The sequence below is a fragment of the Pseudomonas wuhanensis genome, from assembly GCF_030687395.1.
Lineage (GTDB): Bacteria > Pseudomonadota > Gammaproteobacteria > Pseudomonadales > Pseudomonadaceae > Aquipseudomonas > Aquipseudomonas wuhanensis.
In genome coordinates this window covers 1969149-1986336 of record NZ_CP117430.1, presented here as the reverse complement: position 1 = coordinate 1986336, position 17188 = coordinate 1969149, and the positions used below count along the sequence as shown (strand labels likewise).

Here is a 17188-nt window from a genome sequence, read left to right as displayed (position 1 = left end):
CACGTTAGGCGAAGCGTCTACTGTCAATTCGACCATTCGAACAGCAGAACATAAATACCAGATGAATGGTCGTCCGCCCCCCCTGCCCCTGGAAACTCTATCTGTCAGTGCTTGCCCACCGGCACCAGGGCAATTTTGTAGGGATCGAAAATCTTCAGCATCTGGCCATTGTTTCGCAGGCCTTGCAGCAACTTGCCGAATGCTTCGCCAGTAATGGGTGCCTGCGGGCGAATCAGGGCGTAATGGTGATAGACCTGATCAATGCGTTGGGACACCAACAATTGTTCGCCGACTTTCTCGTTGCGCAGCAGGTAATCGCTCAGGTAGGAACGTGTCACCAAAGCAATGTCTGCTCGTGCGCGCAGCACCATCAACAAGTTGCTGTCATGGGAATAGGTCAACGTGGCCTTGTAGGCGTCGGCCAGGTACTTGGGATCGGCATTGAAATTGGCAAACTCGTAGTGATAGCCGCTGTACAGGGCCAGGCGCTTGCCCATCAGGTCCTTGAAGTAACTCTCATCGCGATCGGGTTTCTTCTGCGCGACAAAGATTTCTGCATCTTCCAGGCCCATGTCGACGAGGCTATGCGGGATGTCTTTCCAGCCCCAGTCCGGGTTCTCGAAAATCGCCATATCGACCCGGCCTTCCTTGAAGTCGTTGAAACGTCGAGGAATGGAGGTGGGCACCAGCACAAACTGATAGTCGGTTTGCACCCGATTCAGCGCTTCCACCAGTTGCGGCAACAGACCGGTGTCGGCACCGGACTCCGGACGCACGGTATAGGGTGGAAAATGCGCGGCACCGACCCGCACCAACTGTGCAGCCTGGGACGGCAACACGCAGCACACTGCAAGCGCCGCCAGCAAAAGCCGGGACGCTGTCCGAATTGGTGAAGACATCAAAACAGCCTACTCCCCGAGAAAAATACCCATCAATGCATTCAAGCTAGGCGGTTTTGCTAACTTAGCCAGTTTCTTGCCGAGATAGACGGCTCACTGCCGTTCTTCAAGCACCAGAATAAGCGCTTCATCAGCCAATTGATCGAGGCTCATGCTGCCATCGGCACGAAACCAGGTGGTGGTCCAGGACAACGCGCCCGTCAGGAAACGGCGGGTGATGAACACGTCGCCACGGATAAAACCGGCGTCCTTGGCTTCGCCCAGTACCTGCAGCCAGATGTCTTCATAAATATCGCGCAGCGCCAGAACCTGCGCCTGGCCTTCTGCTGACAGCGAACGCCATTCATACACCAGCACCGCCATGGCTTCGCCGCTGCCGCCCATGATCGACTGCAATTCGCAACGAATCAGCGCCAGAACCCGCTCGCGCACACTGCCGGCCTCGGCCAGCGCTGCACGCATCAACGCGGTGTTGTAGCGAATGGTCTCCTCCATCACGGCCCGCAGGATCTCGTCCTTGCTTTTGAAGTGATGAAAGATGCTGCCTGACTGAATACCCACCGCGCTGGCCAGATCGCGCACAGTGGTCCGTTCATAACCCTTGTTGCGAAACAGGTGAGCGGCCACTTGCAGCAGTTTGCCGCGGGCGCTGTCCGGGTCGGTCAATTGGCCGCTGTCGACCAATTCGCGCATCACCCTCAGGGCTTTTTGCTCGTCCACCCGTTCTCTCCTACAGTCGATCAATCAATTACGCCGCTGCCCGCGAAAACAGCGGGGTTGCGCGGGCAATTTAAGCTGGCGGGGGCGACCAAGCAAGCGCTTGGGCAGAAGATATTTCAGTCGTTTACAAACCAAGCGCTTGCTTGGTAGTCTCGAAGCACTTCTGCCGGAGGTGGTTATGGAATTGGCTGCGCCTAAAACAATCCGTATCGGTTGCGCCAGCGCATTCTGGGGCGACACCTCGACCGCCGCCGCGCAATTGGTGGAAGGTGGACGACTGGACTATCTGGTGTTCGATTATCTGGCCGAGATCACCATGTCGATCATGGCCGGGGCGCGGATGAAGGATCCGGGGGCCGGCTACGCCAGCGACTTCATCGAAGTCCTTAGCCCCCTCCTCAACCAGCTCGCGGAACAGAAGATTCGCGTTATCAGCAATGCCGGTGGCGTCAATCCACAGGCTTGCGCCGCTGCCCTGCAAGCTGCCTGTGACAAGGCCGGGGTGACGTTGAAGATCGCCGTGCTGTCGGGTGACGACCTGCAACCCCAGTTCAAACACCTGAGCAGCCTTGGCCTGCATGAGATGTTCAGTGGCGCACCCCTGCCGCCGATGTGTGTGTCGACCAACGCCTACCTCGGCGCGCCAGGCATTGTCGAAGCCTTGCGCCTGGGTGCCGACATTGTGATTACCGGGCGCGTGGTCGACAGCGCCGTGGTCAGCGCCGCGCTGGTGCATGAGTTTGGCTGGTCGTGGCACGACTACGACAAACTCGCCCAGGCTGCATTGGCCGGGCACCTTATTGAATGTGGCGCCCAGTGCACCGGCGGCAATTTCACCGATTGGCACGACGTGCCCGATTATGAACACATCGGTTTTCCGATCGTCGAAGTCGGCGCCGACGGCCAGTTCATCGTCAGCAAACCCGATGGTTCCGGTGGCCTGGTCACGCCCCTGACGGTGGGCGAGCAGATGCTTTATGAAATCGGTGACCCGCAGGCCTATTTGCTGCCCGATGTGGTGTGCGACTTCAGTCAGGTCAAACTCGTGCAGCAAGGCAAAAACGCGGTGCAGGTGCATGGCGCAAAAGGCTTGCCGCCGACCGATCAGTACAAGGTCAGCGCCACCTATCCGGACGGTTTTCGCTGTACCGCCAGCTGCCTGATCGCCGGGATCGATGCCGTGGCCAAGGCCCGACGGGTCAGCCAGGCGATCATCAACAAGACCGCGGAAATCTTCTGCCAGCGCGGTTGGGCGCCCTACAGCGAAGTGAACATCGAACTGCTGGGCAGCGAAGCCACTTATGGCCCTCATGGCCAGCGCCAGGACAGCCGCGAAGTGGTGATCAAACTCGCCGTGCGCCATCCGAGCAAACAAGCCTTGATTCTGTTTTCCCGGGAAATCGCCCAGGCCGCCACCGGCATGGCGCCGGGGCTGACCGGGATCGTCGGCGGGCGGCCGACGGTGTACCCGCTGATCCGGCTGTTTTCATTCCTGATCGACAAAACGGCCTGCAGCCTGGAAATCGACCTCGCCGGTGAGCGCCACCCGTGCGCCCTGCCCGCCCTCGATGTACTCGACCCGGATGACTTGCCGCTACCGTTCGATCCGCCCCAACCCACAGAACGCGCCGACGCCAGCGTGGCCCTGATCAAACTCGCCGTGGCGCGCTCCGGCGACAAGGGCAATCACAGCAATATCGGCGTCATGGCCCGCCATCCCGACTACCTGCCGTGGATCGCCGAAGCGCTGACACCTGCGGTGATGGTCGACTGGATGAGCCATGTCCTCGATCCGATCCACGGGCGTGTCGAACGCTGGTATTTACCAGGCACTCAGAGCTTTAATTTTCTTCTGGAGAACGCGCTCGGCGGCGGTGGCGTGGCCAGCCTGCGGATCGATCCGCAAGGCAAGGCCTTCGCCCAACAACTGCTGGAGATCCAGATTCCGGTGCCGCAGCGCATCGCCGATCAGGTCAATTAGAGGACTGTCGCCATGGCTTATGACTCGATTTTCAAACCCGACCTGTTCGCCGGCCAAAACATCATCGTCACCGGTGGCGGCAGCGGCATCGGCCGTTGCACCGCTCACGAGCTCGCAGCCCTCGGCGCGCATGTGCTGCTGGTGGGACGGAATACCGAGAAACTGAAAAAGGTCGCCGCCGAAATCACCGAAGACGGGGGTAAAGCCAGTTGGCAGGTCTGCGATATCCGCGATGAAGACGCCGTCACGCAACTGGTCAGCGAACTAATCCGCAAACACGGACCGATTCATGGACTGGTCAACAATGCTGGCGGGCAGTACCCCTCGCCCCTGGCGTCGATCAATCAGAAAGGTTTCGAAACCATACTGCGCACCAACCTGGTGGGCGGTTTTCTGATGGCCCGTGAGGTGTTCAATCAGTCCATGAGCAAGCACGGCGGCGCCATCGTCAACATGCTCGCCGACATGTGGGGCGGCATGCCCGGCATGGGCCACTCAGGTGCGGCGCGCTCGGGCATGGACAACTTCACCAAGACCGCCGCGTTTGAATGGGGCTATGCCGGCGTGCGGGTCAACGCCGTCGCGCCAGGCTGGGTCGCCTCCAGCGGCATGGACACCTACGAAGGTGCGTTCCGGGCCGTGATCCCGACCTTGTGCGAACACGTACCACTCAAACGCATTGGCACCGAATCGGAAATCAGCGCGGCGATTGTTTTCCTGCTCAGCCCGGCAGCCGCTTTTGTCAGCGGCAGCACGCTACGCATCGACGGTGCCGCCAGCCTCGGCGGGCGGGCCTGGCCGATGCACAAGGCGCAGAACAGTCACTCCTACAACGGCTTTCACCGCGCGTATTTACCCGAAGTACTCAGACCCGACGTGCCCAAACCAGACGCGTCCAAACCAGACGAGCTCAAGGACAAGGAATAACCATGCCGGTCATCCAGTCCCAGGTAGATCCGTTCAGCGAAGCGTTTGCCCGCAACCGGGTGGCCATGCTGGCCGGCATCGAGCAGGTCCGTCAGCTCGAGCAGAACCTGCTGAGCAAAGCCGCCGAAGCCAAGCCCAGGTTCGACAAGCGCGGGCAACTGCTACCCCGTGAACGCCTCAATTTATTACTCGACCCCGGCGCACCGTTCCTCGAGTTGGCGAGCCTGGCCGGCTACAAGTTGCACGACGACAAGGACGGCAGCTCGGCCGGCGGCGGTTTGATCGCCGGGATCGGTTACGTGTCCGGCGCACGAGTGCTGGTGGTGGCGAACAACAGCGCGATCAAGGGTGGAACCATTTCCCCCAGCGGTTTGAAAAAATCACTGCGCCTGCAACAGATCGCCATGGAAAACAAACTGCCGGTAATCACCCTCGCGGAAAGCGGAGGCGCCAACCTCAATTACGCGGCGGAGATTTTCGTCGAAGGCGCGCGCAGTTTTGCCAATCAGGCGCGGATGTCGGCCATGGGCTTGCCGCAAATCACCGTGGTCCATGGCTCGGCCACGGCAGGCGGTGCTTATCAGCCGGGGTTGTCGGATTACGTGGTGGTGGTGCGCGGCAAGGCCAAGCTGTTTCTCGCAGGTCCCCCACTGCTCAAGGCCGCCACCGGTGAAGTCGCCACCGACGAAGAACTGGGCGGCGCCGAGATGCACGCGCAAACCGCCGGCACCGCCGAATACCTGGCAGAGAACGATGCCGATGGCGTGCGCCAGGTGCGCGAGATCATGAGCCTGTTGCCATGGAACGATCAGTTGCAATGGTTACCCGAACGTCAGTGGGAAGAACCGCTCTACCCCATCGACGAACTGCTGGGCCTGATCCCGGATGACCCGAAAAAATCCTACGACGTGCGCGAAATCATCGCGCGGATTGCCGACGCGTCGAACTTCCTCGAATTCAAGGGCGAGTTCGACCCGCAAACAATCTGCGGGCATTTGCAGATTCAGGGTCGAGCCTGCGGCTTCATCGGCAACAACGGCCCAATTACGCCCAAAGGTGCGAGCAAGGCTGCACAGTTCATTCAGCTCTGCGACCAGAGCCAGACGCCCCTGCTGTTTTTCCACAACACCACCGGTTTCATGGTCGGCACCGAGTCGGAGCAACAAGGGGTGATCAAGCACGGCGCCAAAATGATTCAAGCGGTGGCCAATGCTCGGGTGCCTAAATTGACGATCGTCGTCGGTGGCTCCTACGGTGCCGGCAACTACGCGATGTGCGGCCGTGGCCTCGACCCGCGTTTCATCTTCGCCTGGCCCAACAGCCGCACCGCGGTGATGGGCGGCGCCCAGGCCGGCAAAGTGTTGCGGATCGTCACCGAAGCCAAACAGCTCAAGGACGGGGTGGTGCCCGACCCGAAAATGCTCGACATGCTGGAACAGGTCACCGCGCAGAAACTCGACAGCCAGTCCACAGCGCTGTATGGCAGCGCCAATCTGTGGGACGACGGGCTGATCGATCCGCGGGACACCCGGACCCTGCTCGGGTACCTGCTGGATATCTGCCATGAGGCCGAGGTTCGTTCGCTGCAACCCAACAGTTTCGGCGTCGCGAGGTTTTGATTGATCGTTCCCATGCGCAGCAAAGGAACGATCGGGTTCGACAGGAGAACAATAAAAAATGATCTTCACCCAGGAACACGAAGCACTGCGTCGCACCATCCGCCAATTCGTCGATCACGAGATCAATCCTCATGTCGAGGAATGGGAAAAGGCCGGGCGTTTTCCGATCCATGAGATCTTCCGCAAGGCGGGCGACCTCGGTCTGCTGGGGATTTCCAAACCGGAAAAATTCGGTGGCATGGGGCTCGATTACAGCTATTCGATTGTGGCGGCCGAAGAGTTCGGCACCATTCATTGCGGCGGCATTCCGATGTCCATCGGCGTGCAGACCGACATGTGTACCCCGGCTCTGGCACGATTCGGCTCCGATGAACTGCGTGAAGAGTTCCTGCGGCCAGCGATCACCGGCGAGCAGGTTGGCTGTATCGGCGTCTCCGAAGTCGGCGCCGGCTCCGACGTAGCAGGTTTGAAAACCACCGCCCGCAAGGACGGCGATGACTACGTGATCAACGGCAGCAAGATGTGGATCACCAACTCGCCGAGCGCCGACTTCATCTGCCTGCTGGCCAACACCTCGGACGACAAACCGCACATCAACAAGTCGCTGATCATGGTGCCAATGAACAGCCCCGGGATCAGCCTCAGCTCGCACCTGGACAAGCTCGGCATGCGCAGCTCGGAAACCGCCCAGATATTCTTCGACAACGTGCGCGTACCGCAACGCAACCGCATCGGCCACGAAGGCGCCGGGTTCATGATGCAGATGCTGCAGTTCCAGGAAGAACGATTGTTCGGCGCGGCGAACATGATCAAAGGCCTGGAATACTGCGTCGACAGCACCATCGAGTACTGCAAGGAGCGCAAAACCTTCGGCAATGCGCTGATCGACAATCAGGTCATCCATTTCCGCCTGGCCGAATTGCAAACCGAAATCGAATGCCTGCGGGCGCTGGTCTATCAGGCCACCGAGCAATACATCAAAGGCCAGGATGTCACCCGTCTGGCGTCCATGGCCAAACTCAAGGCCGGGCGACTCGGTCGGGAAGTCAGCGACAGTTGCCTGCAATATTGGGGCGGCATGGGCTTCATGTGGGACAACCCGGTGGCCCGGGCTTACCGCGACGTGCGGCTAGTGTCGATCGGCGGCGGTGCCGACGAAATCATGCTGGGGATCATCTGCAAACTCATGGGCATCCTGCCGGGGAAAAAGAAATGAGCACCCTTCCCGTTTGTCAGACCCTGTTGCTAGAACGGCATAACGGCGTCCTGCACATCACCCTAAACCGCCCCGACAGTCGCAACGCCATGAACCTGCAAATGGTTGCCGAATTGCGTGCAGTGCTGGCGGCGGTGCGGGATGACCGGCAGGTTCGCGCGTTGGTGATTGGCGGTGCCGGCGGGCATTTTTGTGCCGGTGCCGACATCAAGGACATGGCCAACGCCCGCACTCAGGGCCAAACGGCCTATCGCGATTTGAACCGCGTGTTCGGCGCCTTGCTGGAAGAAACCCAGCACGCGCCACAAGTGGTGATCACCGTGCTGCAAGGCGCGGTGCTTGGCGGTGGTTTCGGCCTGGCCTGTGTCAGTGACATCGCGATGGCCGATCATCAGGCGCAATTCGGCCTGCCGGAAACCAGCCTCGGCCTGCTGCCGGCGCAGATCGCGCCGTTCGTGGTGCAGCGCATTGGTCTGACCCAAGCCCGCCGACTGGCCCTGACCGCCGCACGGTTCGATGGCAACCAGGCGCGGCGGATGGGGTTGGTGCATTTTGTCGAGCATGACCCGCAAGCCTTGGCCGAGCGCCTCGATGAAGTGCTGGCCCATGTGTTGTGTTGCGCCCCGGGGGCGAATGCGGCGACCAAAAAACTCTTGCTGGCGAGTGCCGGACAACCTTCGGATGGCCTGCTCGATCAGGCGGCCGAGTGGTTCAGCGAAGCGGTGACTGGGGATGAAGGGGTCGAGGGGACCATGGCCTTTGTGCAGAAGCGTAAACCGGGGTGGGCGCCATAAAAGCATCGCGGGCAAGCCCGCTCCCACAGGGATCTGTGTCGTTCACAAAATCCTGTGGGAGCGGGCTTGCCCGCGATGGGGCCATCACATTCACCGCAATACAAAGGGAATAACCCATGCCCGCCTTTAGCAAAATCCTGATCGCCAACCGCGGTGAAATCGCCTGCCGCATCCAGCGCACCGCACAAGCGCTGGGCTACCGCACCGTCGCCGTGTTCAGCGAGGCCGACGCCGACGCATTGCATGTGCAGATGGCCGACGAAGCCGTGAACATCGGCCCGGCCCCGGTGCAGCAGTCTTACCTGAACATCCCGGCAATCATCGACGCCGCCCGGCGCACGTGTGCCGATGCGATCCACCCCGGTTACGGCTTCCTCTCGGAAAACGCAGAATTCGCCCTCACCTGCCAACAGGCCGGCATCATCTTCATCGGCCCCAGCCCCGAGGCCATCGAACTGATGGGCAGCAAACGCCTGTCGAAACTCGCCATGATCAAAGCGGGCGTGCCCTGTATCAAAGGCTATCAGGGCAGCGAACAGGATGACGCGACCCTGAGCCGCGAAGCCGAACGCATCGGCTACCCGCTGATGATCAAGGCCAGTGCCGGCGGCGGCGGTCGTGGCATGCGCCTGGTGCACAGCGCTGGAGAGTTGCTGGAGCAGATTCGCACCGCACGCTCCGAGGCGCTGCATGGGTTTGGCAGCGACGAACTGATCCTCGAGCAAGCCTTGATCGACCCGCGTCACGTCGAGGTTCAAGTGTTCGGCGATCAGCACGGCAGCCTGATCTACCTCGGTGAGCGCGACTGTTCGATTCAGCGCCGCCACCAGAAAATCATCGAGGAAGCGCCTTGCCCGGTAATGACCGCCGAGCTGCGCCAGGCCATGGGCGAAGCGGCGCTCAAGGCAGGGCGCGCGGTGAATTACGTCGGCGCTGGCACTGTGGAGTTCCTGCTGGATGCTCGCGGGCAGTTTTACTTTCTGGAGATGAATACCCGGCTGCAAGTGGAACACCCGGTGACAGAGCTGATCACCGGCCTCGATTTGGTGGCCTGGCAATTACACGTCGCCGAAGGACAACCGCTGCCACTACGACAGGAGCAGGTGCAGCTCAACGGGCATGCCATGGAGGTGCGCCTGTACGCCGAAGATCCGGCCCAGGGATTTCTGCCGCAAACCGGGCGAATCGCAGCCTGGGAGCCTGCGTTGCCGGGCAGCGTGCGGATCGACCATGGCCTGATCGAAGGCCAGTCTGTCAGCCCGTTCTATGACCCGATGCTGGGCAAGCTCATCGCCCACGGCGCCACCCGCGAAGAAGCCCGGCGCAAGTTGCTGCGGGCAGTACAGGACAGCGTACTGCTGGGCGTACAGAGCAATCAGCGCTTGCTCGCCAGCCTGCTGGAACATCCACAGTTCATCGGCGGCGAGTTCAGCACCGGGTTCATCCCCACGTACTTTACCGATCATCCCTGCCTGCATCCCCATGTGCCGAGCGCCGAAGAACTGGCCATCGCCGCGGCGCTTTTTTATCACGCGTCGGCACAGGCTCACCGAGCCCCGCTGGCCGGTTGGCGCAACAACGCCAGCGTGCCTTTGCACTACCGAATCGGCCTGGAGGATCATGATTGGCCGGTGGAATTGAACGCTGAACCCGGCAAACCCTACCGTGCTCAGATCGGCGCTCGTGCCCTCGAACTGAAGATCATCGGATGCGACGGACGCTGGGCCACCCTGGAAATCGACGGCACCCGCCAACGCCATGCCTATCGCCTCGAGGCCGGGCAACTCTGGTTGTTCACGCGCCCCGGCAGCCTGCGGCTGGTCGATCGGACCCAGGCGCGGGTCAGCGGCCAGGCCAGTGTCAGTTCCGGCACGCTCAAGGCACCAATGGACGGGGCGATCGTCGATGTACTGGTCAGTGAGGGCAGCCCGGTCAGCAAAGGTCAGCTGCTGGTGGTGCTCGAAGCGATGAAAATGGAACATCCGCTCAAATCGGGTATCGACGGCGTGCTCAAACGCTTGCAGGTCAGGGTCGGCGATCAGGTAAAAAATCGTCAGATTTTGTTGGAGGTCGAATAAGCCGCTAGGCGGATCCGCCGGGTTTGGCTACGCTCAAGCCCTATCAGGACGCGGATACCAGGAACCCTGCGATGCCTCACTGGTTGGTCATTGATCTGGAAGCCACCACCGATGAGGGTGGCTGGCCAGTAACGGAAATGGAAATCATCGAAATCGGTGCCACCCTCGTGGACCGCAAGGGCCAGGAACTGGATCACTTCCAGTGCTTCGTGCGCCCGTTGCGCCGGCCCTTGCTGACGCCGTTTTGCCGGGAACTGACCCACATCACCCAGGCCAATATCGATGCCGCACAGCCGCTCACCGATGTCTGGTCCTCGTTCGAACGCTGGCTCGGTCAACATCACGCGCGCCTGGAAGGCTGGGCCAGTTGGGGCGATTACGACCGCAAGCAACTGCTTCAGGACTGGCAGCGCCTGCAACTCGACAGCGCCCTGAGCCGGGTACCGCACATGAATCTCAAGCAACGCTTCGCCAAGGCTCGTCGGCTCGAGCGCCCGCTGGGGCTTAATGGAGCCTTGCAACTGGCGGGCCTGCAGTTCAACGGTCAGCAGCATCGGGCGCTGGAAGACGCGCGCAATACTGCGCGTTTGTTACCGCTGGTTTTCCCCGCTAATCCTTGAGTGCAGGAGGTGACGCCTATCGACACCTTGTGCATACTGGCCGGCCCTTTTCAGCCCTTTTCGAGGAACCGCCCATGTTTAAAGTCAACGAGTACTTCGACGGCACCGTCAAGTCGATCGCCTTTGGCACCGCTGAAGGTCCAGCGACCATCGGCGTCATGGCACCGGGCGAATACAAATTCGGCACCAGCCAGCGTGAAATCATGCACGTGGTGTCCGGCGCCCTGACCGTCAAACTGCCTGACAGCGACACCTGGGAAACCTTCGCCGCTGGCAGCCAGTTCAACGTGCCCGCCAACAGCCAGTTCCAGCTGAAAGTGGCCGTCGACACCGCTTACCTGTGCGAATACCGCGGCTAAACCCCCGGGTTTTCACAGCGACAAAATATGCCCGTGTCCTTGGACACGGGCATTTTTTCATCTTGAAGAGCTTTATTCGAGGATCGTCACCGGCATGCCGACTTCCAGGCGGCCGTTACCGTCGTTGACCAGGTTCTGACCGAACATCGCGCCATCGGCCACGGTGCGGTATTTCTGCAAGGTCGCCAGCGGCTCACGATCTTCGCTGCGTTCGCCGGTCTGCGGGTCGATGGTGGTCAGAATGCAGCGTGAACAGGACTTGACCACGCGAAACTCAACGTCGCCAATGCGGACGCGCTTCCAACTATCTTCTGCATACGCCTCGCTGCCCTCGATCACCAGATTGGGCCGGAAACGCAACATCTCCAGCGGCCGACCGACCTTGTTCGACAAGTCTTCCAGCGACGCCTGACCAATCAGCAACAACGGAAAGCCGTCGGCAAAAGCCACCTGATCATCATCCTTTCCGTAGCCCGCCTGGGTGGTCCGCGCGCGATCAAGCGGCACTTGCACCAGGCGCGTCGGCTTGCCGATGAACTCACTGACCCAGGCACCCGCCGCATCGCCGGCATCGGGAACGCGCAAGGTGTCGCGCCAGATGGTCACGCCACGCAGCTCGGCTTCACCGTCGGGCAACGCAATATCGATCGGTGAATGGTCCGGAGCACTGAGGGTCAAGCCGCCGTCGGCATTCCACAACGCTGACAGCTGACTCATTTTCGCGACCGCGCGCTGGGTCAGGAAGCGCCCGCTGGCCTCGTCCACCAGCATCCAGCGTCGATCGCCGTCCAGTCCCAGCTTGTCCAGGCTGACCTGATTCAGGCTCTCGCCCTTGCCGGATTTCAACGGATAACGATAAAGCGCGCTCAGACGCATGGCCAGCTCCCTGGTGGGTAAAAACGCCACCCTATACGAGCTTGATCGCCGAATCAAAGACCCTGTGGCGAGGGCTTGCCCGCTTTTCGTAGGAGCCAGGCTTGCCGGCGAAGGCGCTCTTAGGGACGCCTTCGCCGGCAAGTCGGATCGCCGCACCGCTGGCTCCTACATGCCCATTTCAGGCCGGAACTGCGTCGAGCATCAGGCGCTGGCGCACCACGTCGACGAGTTTGTCGGGCTGGAACTTGGAGAGGAAGTTGTCGCAGCCGACCTTCTTCACCATCGAGTCGTTGAAGCTGCCCGACAGCGAAGTGTGCAAGACCACATAAAGGCTGCGCAAACGGGGATCGTTACGAATTTCGGTGGTCAGGCGATAACCGTCCATTTCCGGCATTTCCGCATCGGTGAAGATCATCAGCAGCTTGTCAGTCATGACTTCGCCCGTATCGGCCCAGGCCTTGAGCATGTTCAGCGCCTTCAAGCCATCGCTGGCAATGTGCATCTTCACGCCCAACTGACCCAAGGTGTCGCGCAATTGCGACAGGGCCACGTTCGAGTCATCCACCAGCAGCACTTCACGGCCCCGGGCGAGCTCCAGAACCGGATCGTCGAGTTTGTCGCGCGATACCTTGGCGTTGTATGGAACGATTTCGGCCAGGACTTTTTCGACATCGATGATTTCCACCAACTGATCATCGACCTTGCTGATGGCGGTCAGGTAATGCTGGCGACCGGCGCTGGTTGGCGGCGGCAAAATGGCTTCCCAGTTCATGTTGACGATGCGGTCCACACCACCGACCAGGAACGCCTGCACCGAGCGGTTGTACTCGGTGACGATAATGGTACTGGTGGGGCTTGGCACCAGCGGGCGCATGCCGATGGCCTGGGACAGGTCGATCACTGGCAACGTCTGGCCACGCAGGTTGACCACACCGCAAACAAAGGGATGACGTTGCGGCATCAGGGTCAGCTTCGGTAGCTGCAGCACTTCCTGGACCTTGAAGACGTTGATCGCAAACAATTGCCGTCCGGCCAGCCGGAACATGAGAATTTCCAGGCGATTCTCACCCACCAGTTGCGTGCGTTGGTCTACCGTGTCGAGAATGCCGGCCATTAATGACTCCTGGGCTTGTTCTGATGAATTCACTAAAGGGAGTTATCGGCTGTTTTTGCCGGACCTTGACCCCCAGACAAAATGCCACGATCAGGCATTGATGTCACATTAACATCATGCTTTACTGACTCCGGGATTTCATCTGCTCCATTCCCTGCGGCGCGACCTCGGTTTGCACGTTAGGTTCCCCTGTGTAAGGGATTCCCCTAGTAACAATCAGGCCCAACCTGATATTCGCAATATCCAATAGCCATTAATGTGACGCCATTCTCATTGCATGAACGGAGTCAGGCTTTTGTGTGCGATCGCAGGTCAGTGGCCACCCACCCTCTCGAGTTCCCCAGCCGGCGCTCAAACCTGTTGGAGCGCGATTTCACAAAGGACTGGCGGTGCCGGGACACCTGTGCTTTTCGTCGGCACGCACGACATTCCCTCATCTGACATGACGTTGTGGAGATAAGCATGCCGAACGACACCAAAGAGTGGGCTCAGCGATTTCCAGAGTTTCTCGTCGAGGCTGAAACACTCTTGGCCAAATCCGAGGAATGCCTGAGTCATTTGCAACTGATCAGCAATGACAGGGACGCCATCGATTGCATGCTCAGCACCCTTCTCAAGCTGTCCAGCAAAGCCGATGCCTTGGCACTGGCGACGGTCTCGGAGTTCTCGCTGCATATTCATGGACTGCTGAGCCACGCGCAGAACCACATGGACCTGCACGATCAAGCCCTGGATGCACTCAAGGACTGCTTCACACTCATGGCCTGGCAACTCGAACTCATCGATCAGACTACCGGCCAACTCAGTCTTGATGACACTGAACAGACCTCGCTGATTGAAGCGTTTGCGTTTCATGTGGGACAAAGTCAATTTCAGCCGCCCAGCCACTCCAGACCGTTCAGGCTCGTTTCGTTCTCGGAACGGCAAGCTTAAAATCACCAGTTTCTAGCCGTCTTGCGCTTTTTATTGCCATGACGCAGCCCTATAACTTGATGCGCTCATATCGCAATTGAATACCAGTCGACAACAGCCCTAAATAAATAGTTATCCCTGTGTCGACGTCAGAGAGTGCCTGGCAATAAAAACAAAATCCCTGGCAATCGATATCTTCCGACGATAAAAATCGAATGTTTTTTCATTGTGGAACTATCGTCCAGAAACTATATTTCCTGACGGTATAGAGGTATATACCCGAACGCGACCAACGGTATCTTAAGTGGTATTATGCCGACCATTAGTTGACGTCAATTAATGACAGAGTGACTCTAGGCGAGCACATTGAAAGCTGTATTTCGATCACTGCACCGCAGCCATTGAAAGCGACTTCACACAACGATTTCCACACAGAGACCCGTCAGCCCCTAAATGGCCGGTCTGCCCGCAGCGAACATCCATTGGCTCCATCCGCTATGTACGCCAGCCTCAAGTCAATTACCCTGTGGCCACCCTCCCGAAAAAACGCGCGCCGGTTCACGCTTTTTCTGTGCATCTGCTCGGCGCTTGGCAGCCTGCTGGTCTATAGCTTGTCCATCCCTCTGCCGGTGAGTCTGCTGGTGCTCAACAGTGCGGCGTTGGCCTGTGTCTGGGTGGGACATTGTCTCTCGCGCAAATCGATAAAGTTTCAACCTCAAGAACTGGCTGACCGTCTGCTGCAAGTGCAGGAAAACGAACGCCACCGGCTCAGTCGAGAGCTGCATGATGACATTGGTCAATTGCTGACCGCCGCAAAACTTCAAGGTGAATGGCTCAAACGTCGATTGCCCGAAGAACTGCAGGGTCAGTGTTCGGTACTCTGCGATACGCTGGACGAAACCCTGGCCAAGGTTCGCGACGTCTCGGCCATCCTCAATCCGCGGCAACTGGCCAGTCTCGGGCTGGAAGCCAGCCTGCGAGCACATTTACTCAGGACCCTGGCCAATACCTCCGTGCACTGGAGCCTGGAATGCCATCAACGCCTGACGGGCATACCGGAGGAAATAGCGGTGGCAGCTTTTCGAATCACTCAAGAAGCCGTTACCAATATACTGCGTCACGCCGAGGCCAGAAATCTATTGATCCGCCTGCAACGCCTGCCCCAAGGCCTGACGCTGTTGATCAGCGACGATGGCCTGGGTTTCGCGCCAGCGGCAGATCCCGCTCGCGAAGGGCAACGGGGAATGGCCGGGATGTCGGAACGGATCGATCAGTTAGGTGGCACACTGACCGTGACCAGCGAACCGGGCAAAGGCACTCAAATAGAAGCACTCTTCCCCTGGGCGCCCCGCGCGCTAGAACGGGCCAGTACGAATAAGGTTATGCATTGACTTGTAACTTACTTCTGGTGGACGACCACTCACTTATCAGGGCTGGCGTGCGCGCTCTGGTGCTGGATATTCCCGGCTATGCGGTAGTCGGGGAGGCCAATGACGGCTCGCAGTTGGTCGAAATGGTCGAACAGCTATCCCCGGACATCATTCTGCTGGATATCTCCATGAAGGAAACCGGTGGCCTTGAAGCCTTGCAGCGACTCAAGCGAGTACGTCCGCAGTGCAAAGTGCTCATCCTGTCGATGCATACCGACCCGGCGCTCATCATGCAGGCACTGGAATCAGGGGCGCATGGCTACCTGCTCAAGGACACCACGGCCACCGAGCTCGAACATGCCCTGGATGCCTTGCGCAATAACGAACGCTACCTGAGCCCGGCCATTGCCCATACCGTCATCAACCAGGCACTGACCCGAACCCAGAATAATCAGGCGCAACCCCAAGACTCGCACAACCTGACGGCACGCCAGCTGGAAATTCTGCGACTGATTGTTCGCGGAAAATCCACCCGGGAAATCGCCAATGGCCTGGGTCTGAGCATCAAGACCGTCGAAACGCACCGCTCACAGATCATGAAACGCTTGCAGATCTATGATGTGGCCGGCCTGGTGCTGTTCGCCGTGCGCGAACAAATCATCAGTCTGGACGATTAGCTGGGTTCGAGACGCTCAGCAGTGGCGAGCCCTCGGGCAAATGCACACGCAATGCCGCCGGGCGCGCCGAGAAACGCAGGCTATCGCCCTCCAGAGGTTCCCCATCAAGGTTGATATAAAGGCCCTCCGAGACCTTGATCTCGACCCATGGCAAGCGAGCTCGCACAAACATGTTGTCGATTCCAAAGCCATCGCTCAGCAGGTCTTTCAAGGTACCGACCACTTCCTGTGGCGCGGGCAAAATGCTGATATCCAGCAGACCATCGTCAGCCAGCGCCTGCGGGCACAACACATGACCACCGCCAGCCTGTCGACCATTGCCAATGCCTAATGCCAACAATTCGCCGCGCCAGTGAAAATCCGGCCCCTGCAACTCGCCATAGGCCGCATGCAACTCACTGAAGCGTGATAAACCCGTGAAGAGATAAGCGGCGCCTCCAAGAATTTTTTTCAGATCCTCGGAGGTATTGGCCGTGACCTGACTGCCAAAGCCGCCAGTGGCCATGTTCAGGAAAACCTGCCCGCCGACTTCTCCCAGATCAATGGCTCGCGGGGCAGCCTCCAGAAGGTCCAACGCCTGAGCGGACTCCAGAGGCACACCGGCAGCGCGAGCAAAATCGTTGGCGGTGCCCAAGGGCAAAAGCACCAGGCTGGCCTGCGTCGAATGCGCTGCCATGGCTTCGGCGATATCACGCAAGGTGCCATCACCGCCGCCGGCAATCAGCTGCGTATAGCCTGCCGTCAGCGCTTCATCCACCAACCGCTGCGCATCACCGGCCTCCCAGGTCAGTCGAACAGCCAGTTCCCAGCCCTGCTGGCGCTTGCCTTCGACGGCTGCACGGACCTCCTCATTGAGTGCCTGCTTGCCATGTAGAATCAACAGCGCCTTGCGCTCGCTCATTTTTGCCACTCCCATATCCGCATATCCATGGGACATGTTGACCTCGCAGCCCCTCATAAAAGTCGAAAGGATTTTAATTATTTCCAAGGGAAGGAAACGTGAGTCCTACAGAGCGGTATTTTTTC

Annotated in this window: 16 protein-coding genes; 11 read left to right on the top strand and 5 right to left on the bottom strand. The window is 59.5% G+C overall.

Going from position 1 to position 17188, the window contains the following annotated elements:
- Positions 1–104: 104 nt before the first annotated feature.
- Positions 105–899, bottom strand: coding sequence for a substrate-binding periplasmic protein (locus PSH88_RS09145; protein ID WP_305425905.1), 795 nt, complete (start codon positions 897–899; stop codon positions 105–107).
- 93 nt (positions 900–992) lie between these two features.
- Positions 993–1619: a TetR/AcrR family transcriptional regulator gene (locus tag PSH88_RS09140; protein WP_008015249.1), complete on the bottom strand. Its 627-nt coding sequence runs from the start codon at positions 1617–1619 to the stop codon at positions 993–995.
- Positions 1620–1797: 178 nt separating this feature from the next.
- Here PSH88_RS09140 and PSH88_RS09135 point away from each other — a divergent pair, with 178 nt between their 5' ends.
- From PSH88_RS09135 to ppnP, 8 genes are all read left to right on the top strand, one after another.
- The gene (locus tag PSH88_RS09135) at positions 1798–3600 is read left to right on the top strand and encodes an acyclic terpene utilization AtuA family protein (RefSeq protein WP_305425904.1); all 1803 of its coding nucleotides are present in this window, start codon (positions 1798–1800) and stop codon (positions 3598–3600) included.
- A gap of 12 nt (positions 3601–3612) precedes the next feature.
- Complete coding sequence (locus tag PSH88_RS09130) at positions 3613–4527, top strand: SDR family oxidoreductase (RefSeq protein ID WP_305425903.1); 915 nt, start codon at positions 3613–3615, stop codon at positions 4525–4527.
- 2 nt (positions 4528–4529) lie between these two features.
- A complete protein-coding gene (gene atuC, locus PSH88_RS09125) occupies positions 4530–6146 on the top strand; it encodes a geranyl-CoA carboxylase subunit beta (RefSeq protein WP_305425901.1) in 1617 nt (538 codons plus the stop codon).
- Positions 6147–6204: 58 nt separating this feature from the next.
- Positions 6205–7362, top strand: a complete 1158-nt coding sequence (gene atuD, locus PSH88_RS09120; protein ID WP_305425900.1) for a citronellyl-CoA dehydrogenase — start codon at positions 6205–6207, stop codon at positions 7360–7362.
- Entirely contained in the window at positions 7359–8156 is a 798-nt protein-coding gene (locus PSH88_RS09115) for an enoyl-CoA hydratase/isomerase family protein (protein ID WP_305483516.1), read from the top strand. Before atuD ends, PSH88_RS09115 begins: the two co-directional genes overlap by 4 nt.
- 116 nt (positions 8157–8272) lie before the next feature.
- A complete protein-coding gene (locus PSH88_RS09110; protein WP_305425898.1) occupies positions 8273–10234 on the top strand; it encodes an acetyl/propionyl/methylcrotonyl-CoA carboxylase subunit alpha in 1962 nt (653 codons plus the stop codon).
- Positions 10235–10305: 71 nt separating this feature from the next.
- Positions 10306–10854: a 3'-5' exonuclease gene (locus PSH88_RS09105; RefSeq protein ID WP_305425897.1), complete on the top strand. Its 549-nt coding sequence runs from the start codon at positions 10306–10308 to the stop codon at positions 10852–10854.
- A gap of 74 nt (positions 10855–10928) precedes the next feature.
- Entirely contained in the window at positions 10929–11213 is a 285-nt protein-coding gene (gene ppnP, locus PSH88_RS09100; RefSeq protein WP_305425896.1) for a pyrimidine/purine nucleoside phosphorylase, read from the top strand.
- A 72-nt stretch (positions 11214–11285) separates the two neighbouring features.
- On the opposite strand, the gene PSH88_RS09095 is transcribed toward ppnP, so the two are convergent.
- Together PSH88_RS09095 and PSH88_RS09090 are read right to left on the bottom strand one after the other, a co-directional pair.
- Positions 11286–12089: an MOSC domain-containing protein gene (locus tag PSH88_RS09095; protein ID WP_305425894.1), complete on the bottom strand. Its 804-nt coding sequence runs from the start codon at positions 12087–12089 to the stop codon at positions 11286–11288.
- Positions 12090–12267: 178 nt separating this feature from the next.
- Positions 12268–13203 (bottom strand): chemotaxis protein CheV, encoded by a 936-nt coding sequence (locus tag PSH88_RS09090; protein WP_305425892.1) that lies wholly within the window; start codon positions 13201–13203, stop codon positions 12268–12270.
- Between the two features lie 462 nt (positions 13204–13665).
- Between PSH88_RS09090 and PSH88_RS09085 the strand changes: the two genes are divergently transcribed.
- From PSH88_RS09085 to PSH88_RS09075, 3 genes are all read left to right on the top strand, one after another.
- The gene (locus tag PSH88_RS09085) at positions 13666–14136 is read left to right on the top strand and encodes a hypothetical protein (RefSeq protein WP_305425890.1); all 471 of its coding nucleotides are present in this window, start codon (positions 13666–13668) and stop codon (positions 14134–14136) included.
- A gap of 476 nt (positions 14137–14612) precedes the next feature.
- Positions 14613–15506, top strand: coding sequence for a sensor histidine kinase (locus PSH88_RS09080; RefSeq protein ID WP_305426961.1), 894 nt, complete (start codon positions 14613–14615; stop codon positions 15504–15506).
- Entirely contained in the window at positions 15503–16162 is a 660-nt protein-coding gene (locus tag PSH88_RS09075; protein WP_305425889.1) for a response regulator, read from the top strand. The genes PSH88_RS09080 and PSH88_RS09075 overlap by 4 nt, the downstream gene beginning before the upstream one ends.
- Here the strand turns inward: PSH88_RS09075 and yegS are convergent.
- Positions 16146–17063: a lipid kinase YegS gene (gene yegS / locus PSH88_RS09070; protein ID WP_305425887.1), complete on the bottom strand. Its 918-nt coding sequence runs from the start codon at positions 17061–17063 to the stop codon at positions 16146–16148. The genes PSH88_RS09075 and yegS overlap by 17 nt on opposite strands.
- Positions 17064–17188 lie beyond the last annotated feature (125 nt).

Excerpts from the sequence above, each read along its gene's own strand:
- PSH88_RS09145 (WP_305425905.1), bottom strand. The coding sequence starts at position 899 with ATGTCTTCACCAATTCGGACAGCGTCCCGGCTTTTGCTGGCGGCGCTT.
- PSH88_RS09135 (WP_305425904.1), top strand. The coding sequence starts at position 1,798 with ATGGAATTGGCTGCGCCTAAAACAATCCGTATCGGTTGCGCCAGCGCA.
- PSH88_RS09130 (WP_305425903.1), top strand. The coding sequence starts at position 3,613 with ATGGCTTATGACTCGATTTTCAAACCCGACCTGTTCGCCGGCCAAAAC.
- atuC (WP_305425901.1), top strand. The coding sequence starts at position 4,530 with ATGCCGGTCATCCAGTCCCAGGTAGATCCGTTCAGCGAAGCGTTTGCC.
- atuD (WP_305425900.1), top strand. The coding sequence starts at position 6,205 with ATGATCTTCACCCAGGAACACGAAGCACTGCGTCGCACCATCCGCCAA.
- PSH88_RS09115 (WP_305483516.1), top strand. The coding sequence starts at position 7,359 with ATGAGCACCCTTCCCGTTTGTCAGACCCTGTTGCTAGAACGGCATAAC.
- PSH88_RS09110 (WP_305425898.1), top strand. The coding sequence starts at position 8,273 with ATGCCCGCCTTTAGCAAAATCCTGATCGCCAACCGCGGTGAAATCGCC.
- PSH88_RS09105 (WP_305425897.1), top strand. The coding sequence starts at position 10,306 with ATGCCTCACTGGTTGGTCATTGATCTGGAAGCCACCACCGATGAGGGT.
- ppnP (WP_305425896.1), top strand. The coding sequence starts at position 10,929 with ATGTTTAAAGTCAACGAGTACTTCGACGGCACCGTCAAGTCGATCGCC.
- PSH88_RS09095 (WP_305425894.1), bottom strand. The coding sequence starts at position 12,089 with ATGCGTCTGAGCGCGCTTTATCGTTATCCGTTGAAATCCGGCAAGGGC.
- PSH88_RS09090 (WP_305425892.1), bottom strand. The coding sequence starts at position 13,203 with ATGGCCGGCATTCTCGACACGGTAGACCAACGCACGCAACTGGTGGGT.
- PSH88_RS09085 (WP_305425890.1), top strand. The coding sequence starts at position 13,666 with ATGCCGAACGACACCAAAGAGTGGGCTCAGCGATTTCCAGAGTTTCTC.
- PSH88_RS09080 (WP_305426961.1), top strand. The coding sequence starts at position 14,613 with ATGTACGCCAGCCTCAAGTCAATTACCCTGTGGCCACCCTCCCGAAAA.
- yegS (WP_305425887.1), bottom strand. The coding sequence starts at position 17,063 with ATGAGCGAGCGCAAGGCGCTGTTGATTCTACATGGCAAGCAGGCACTC.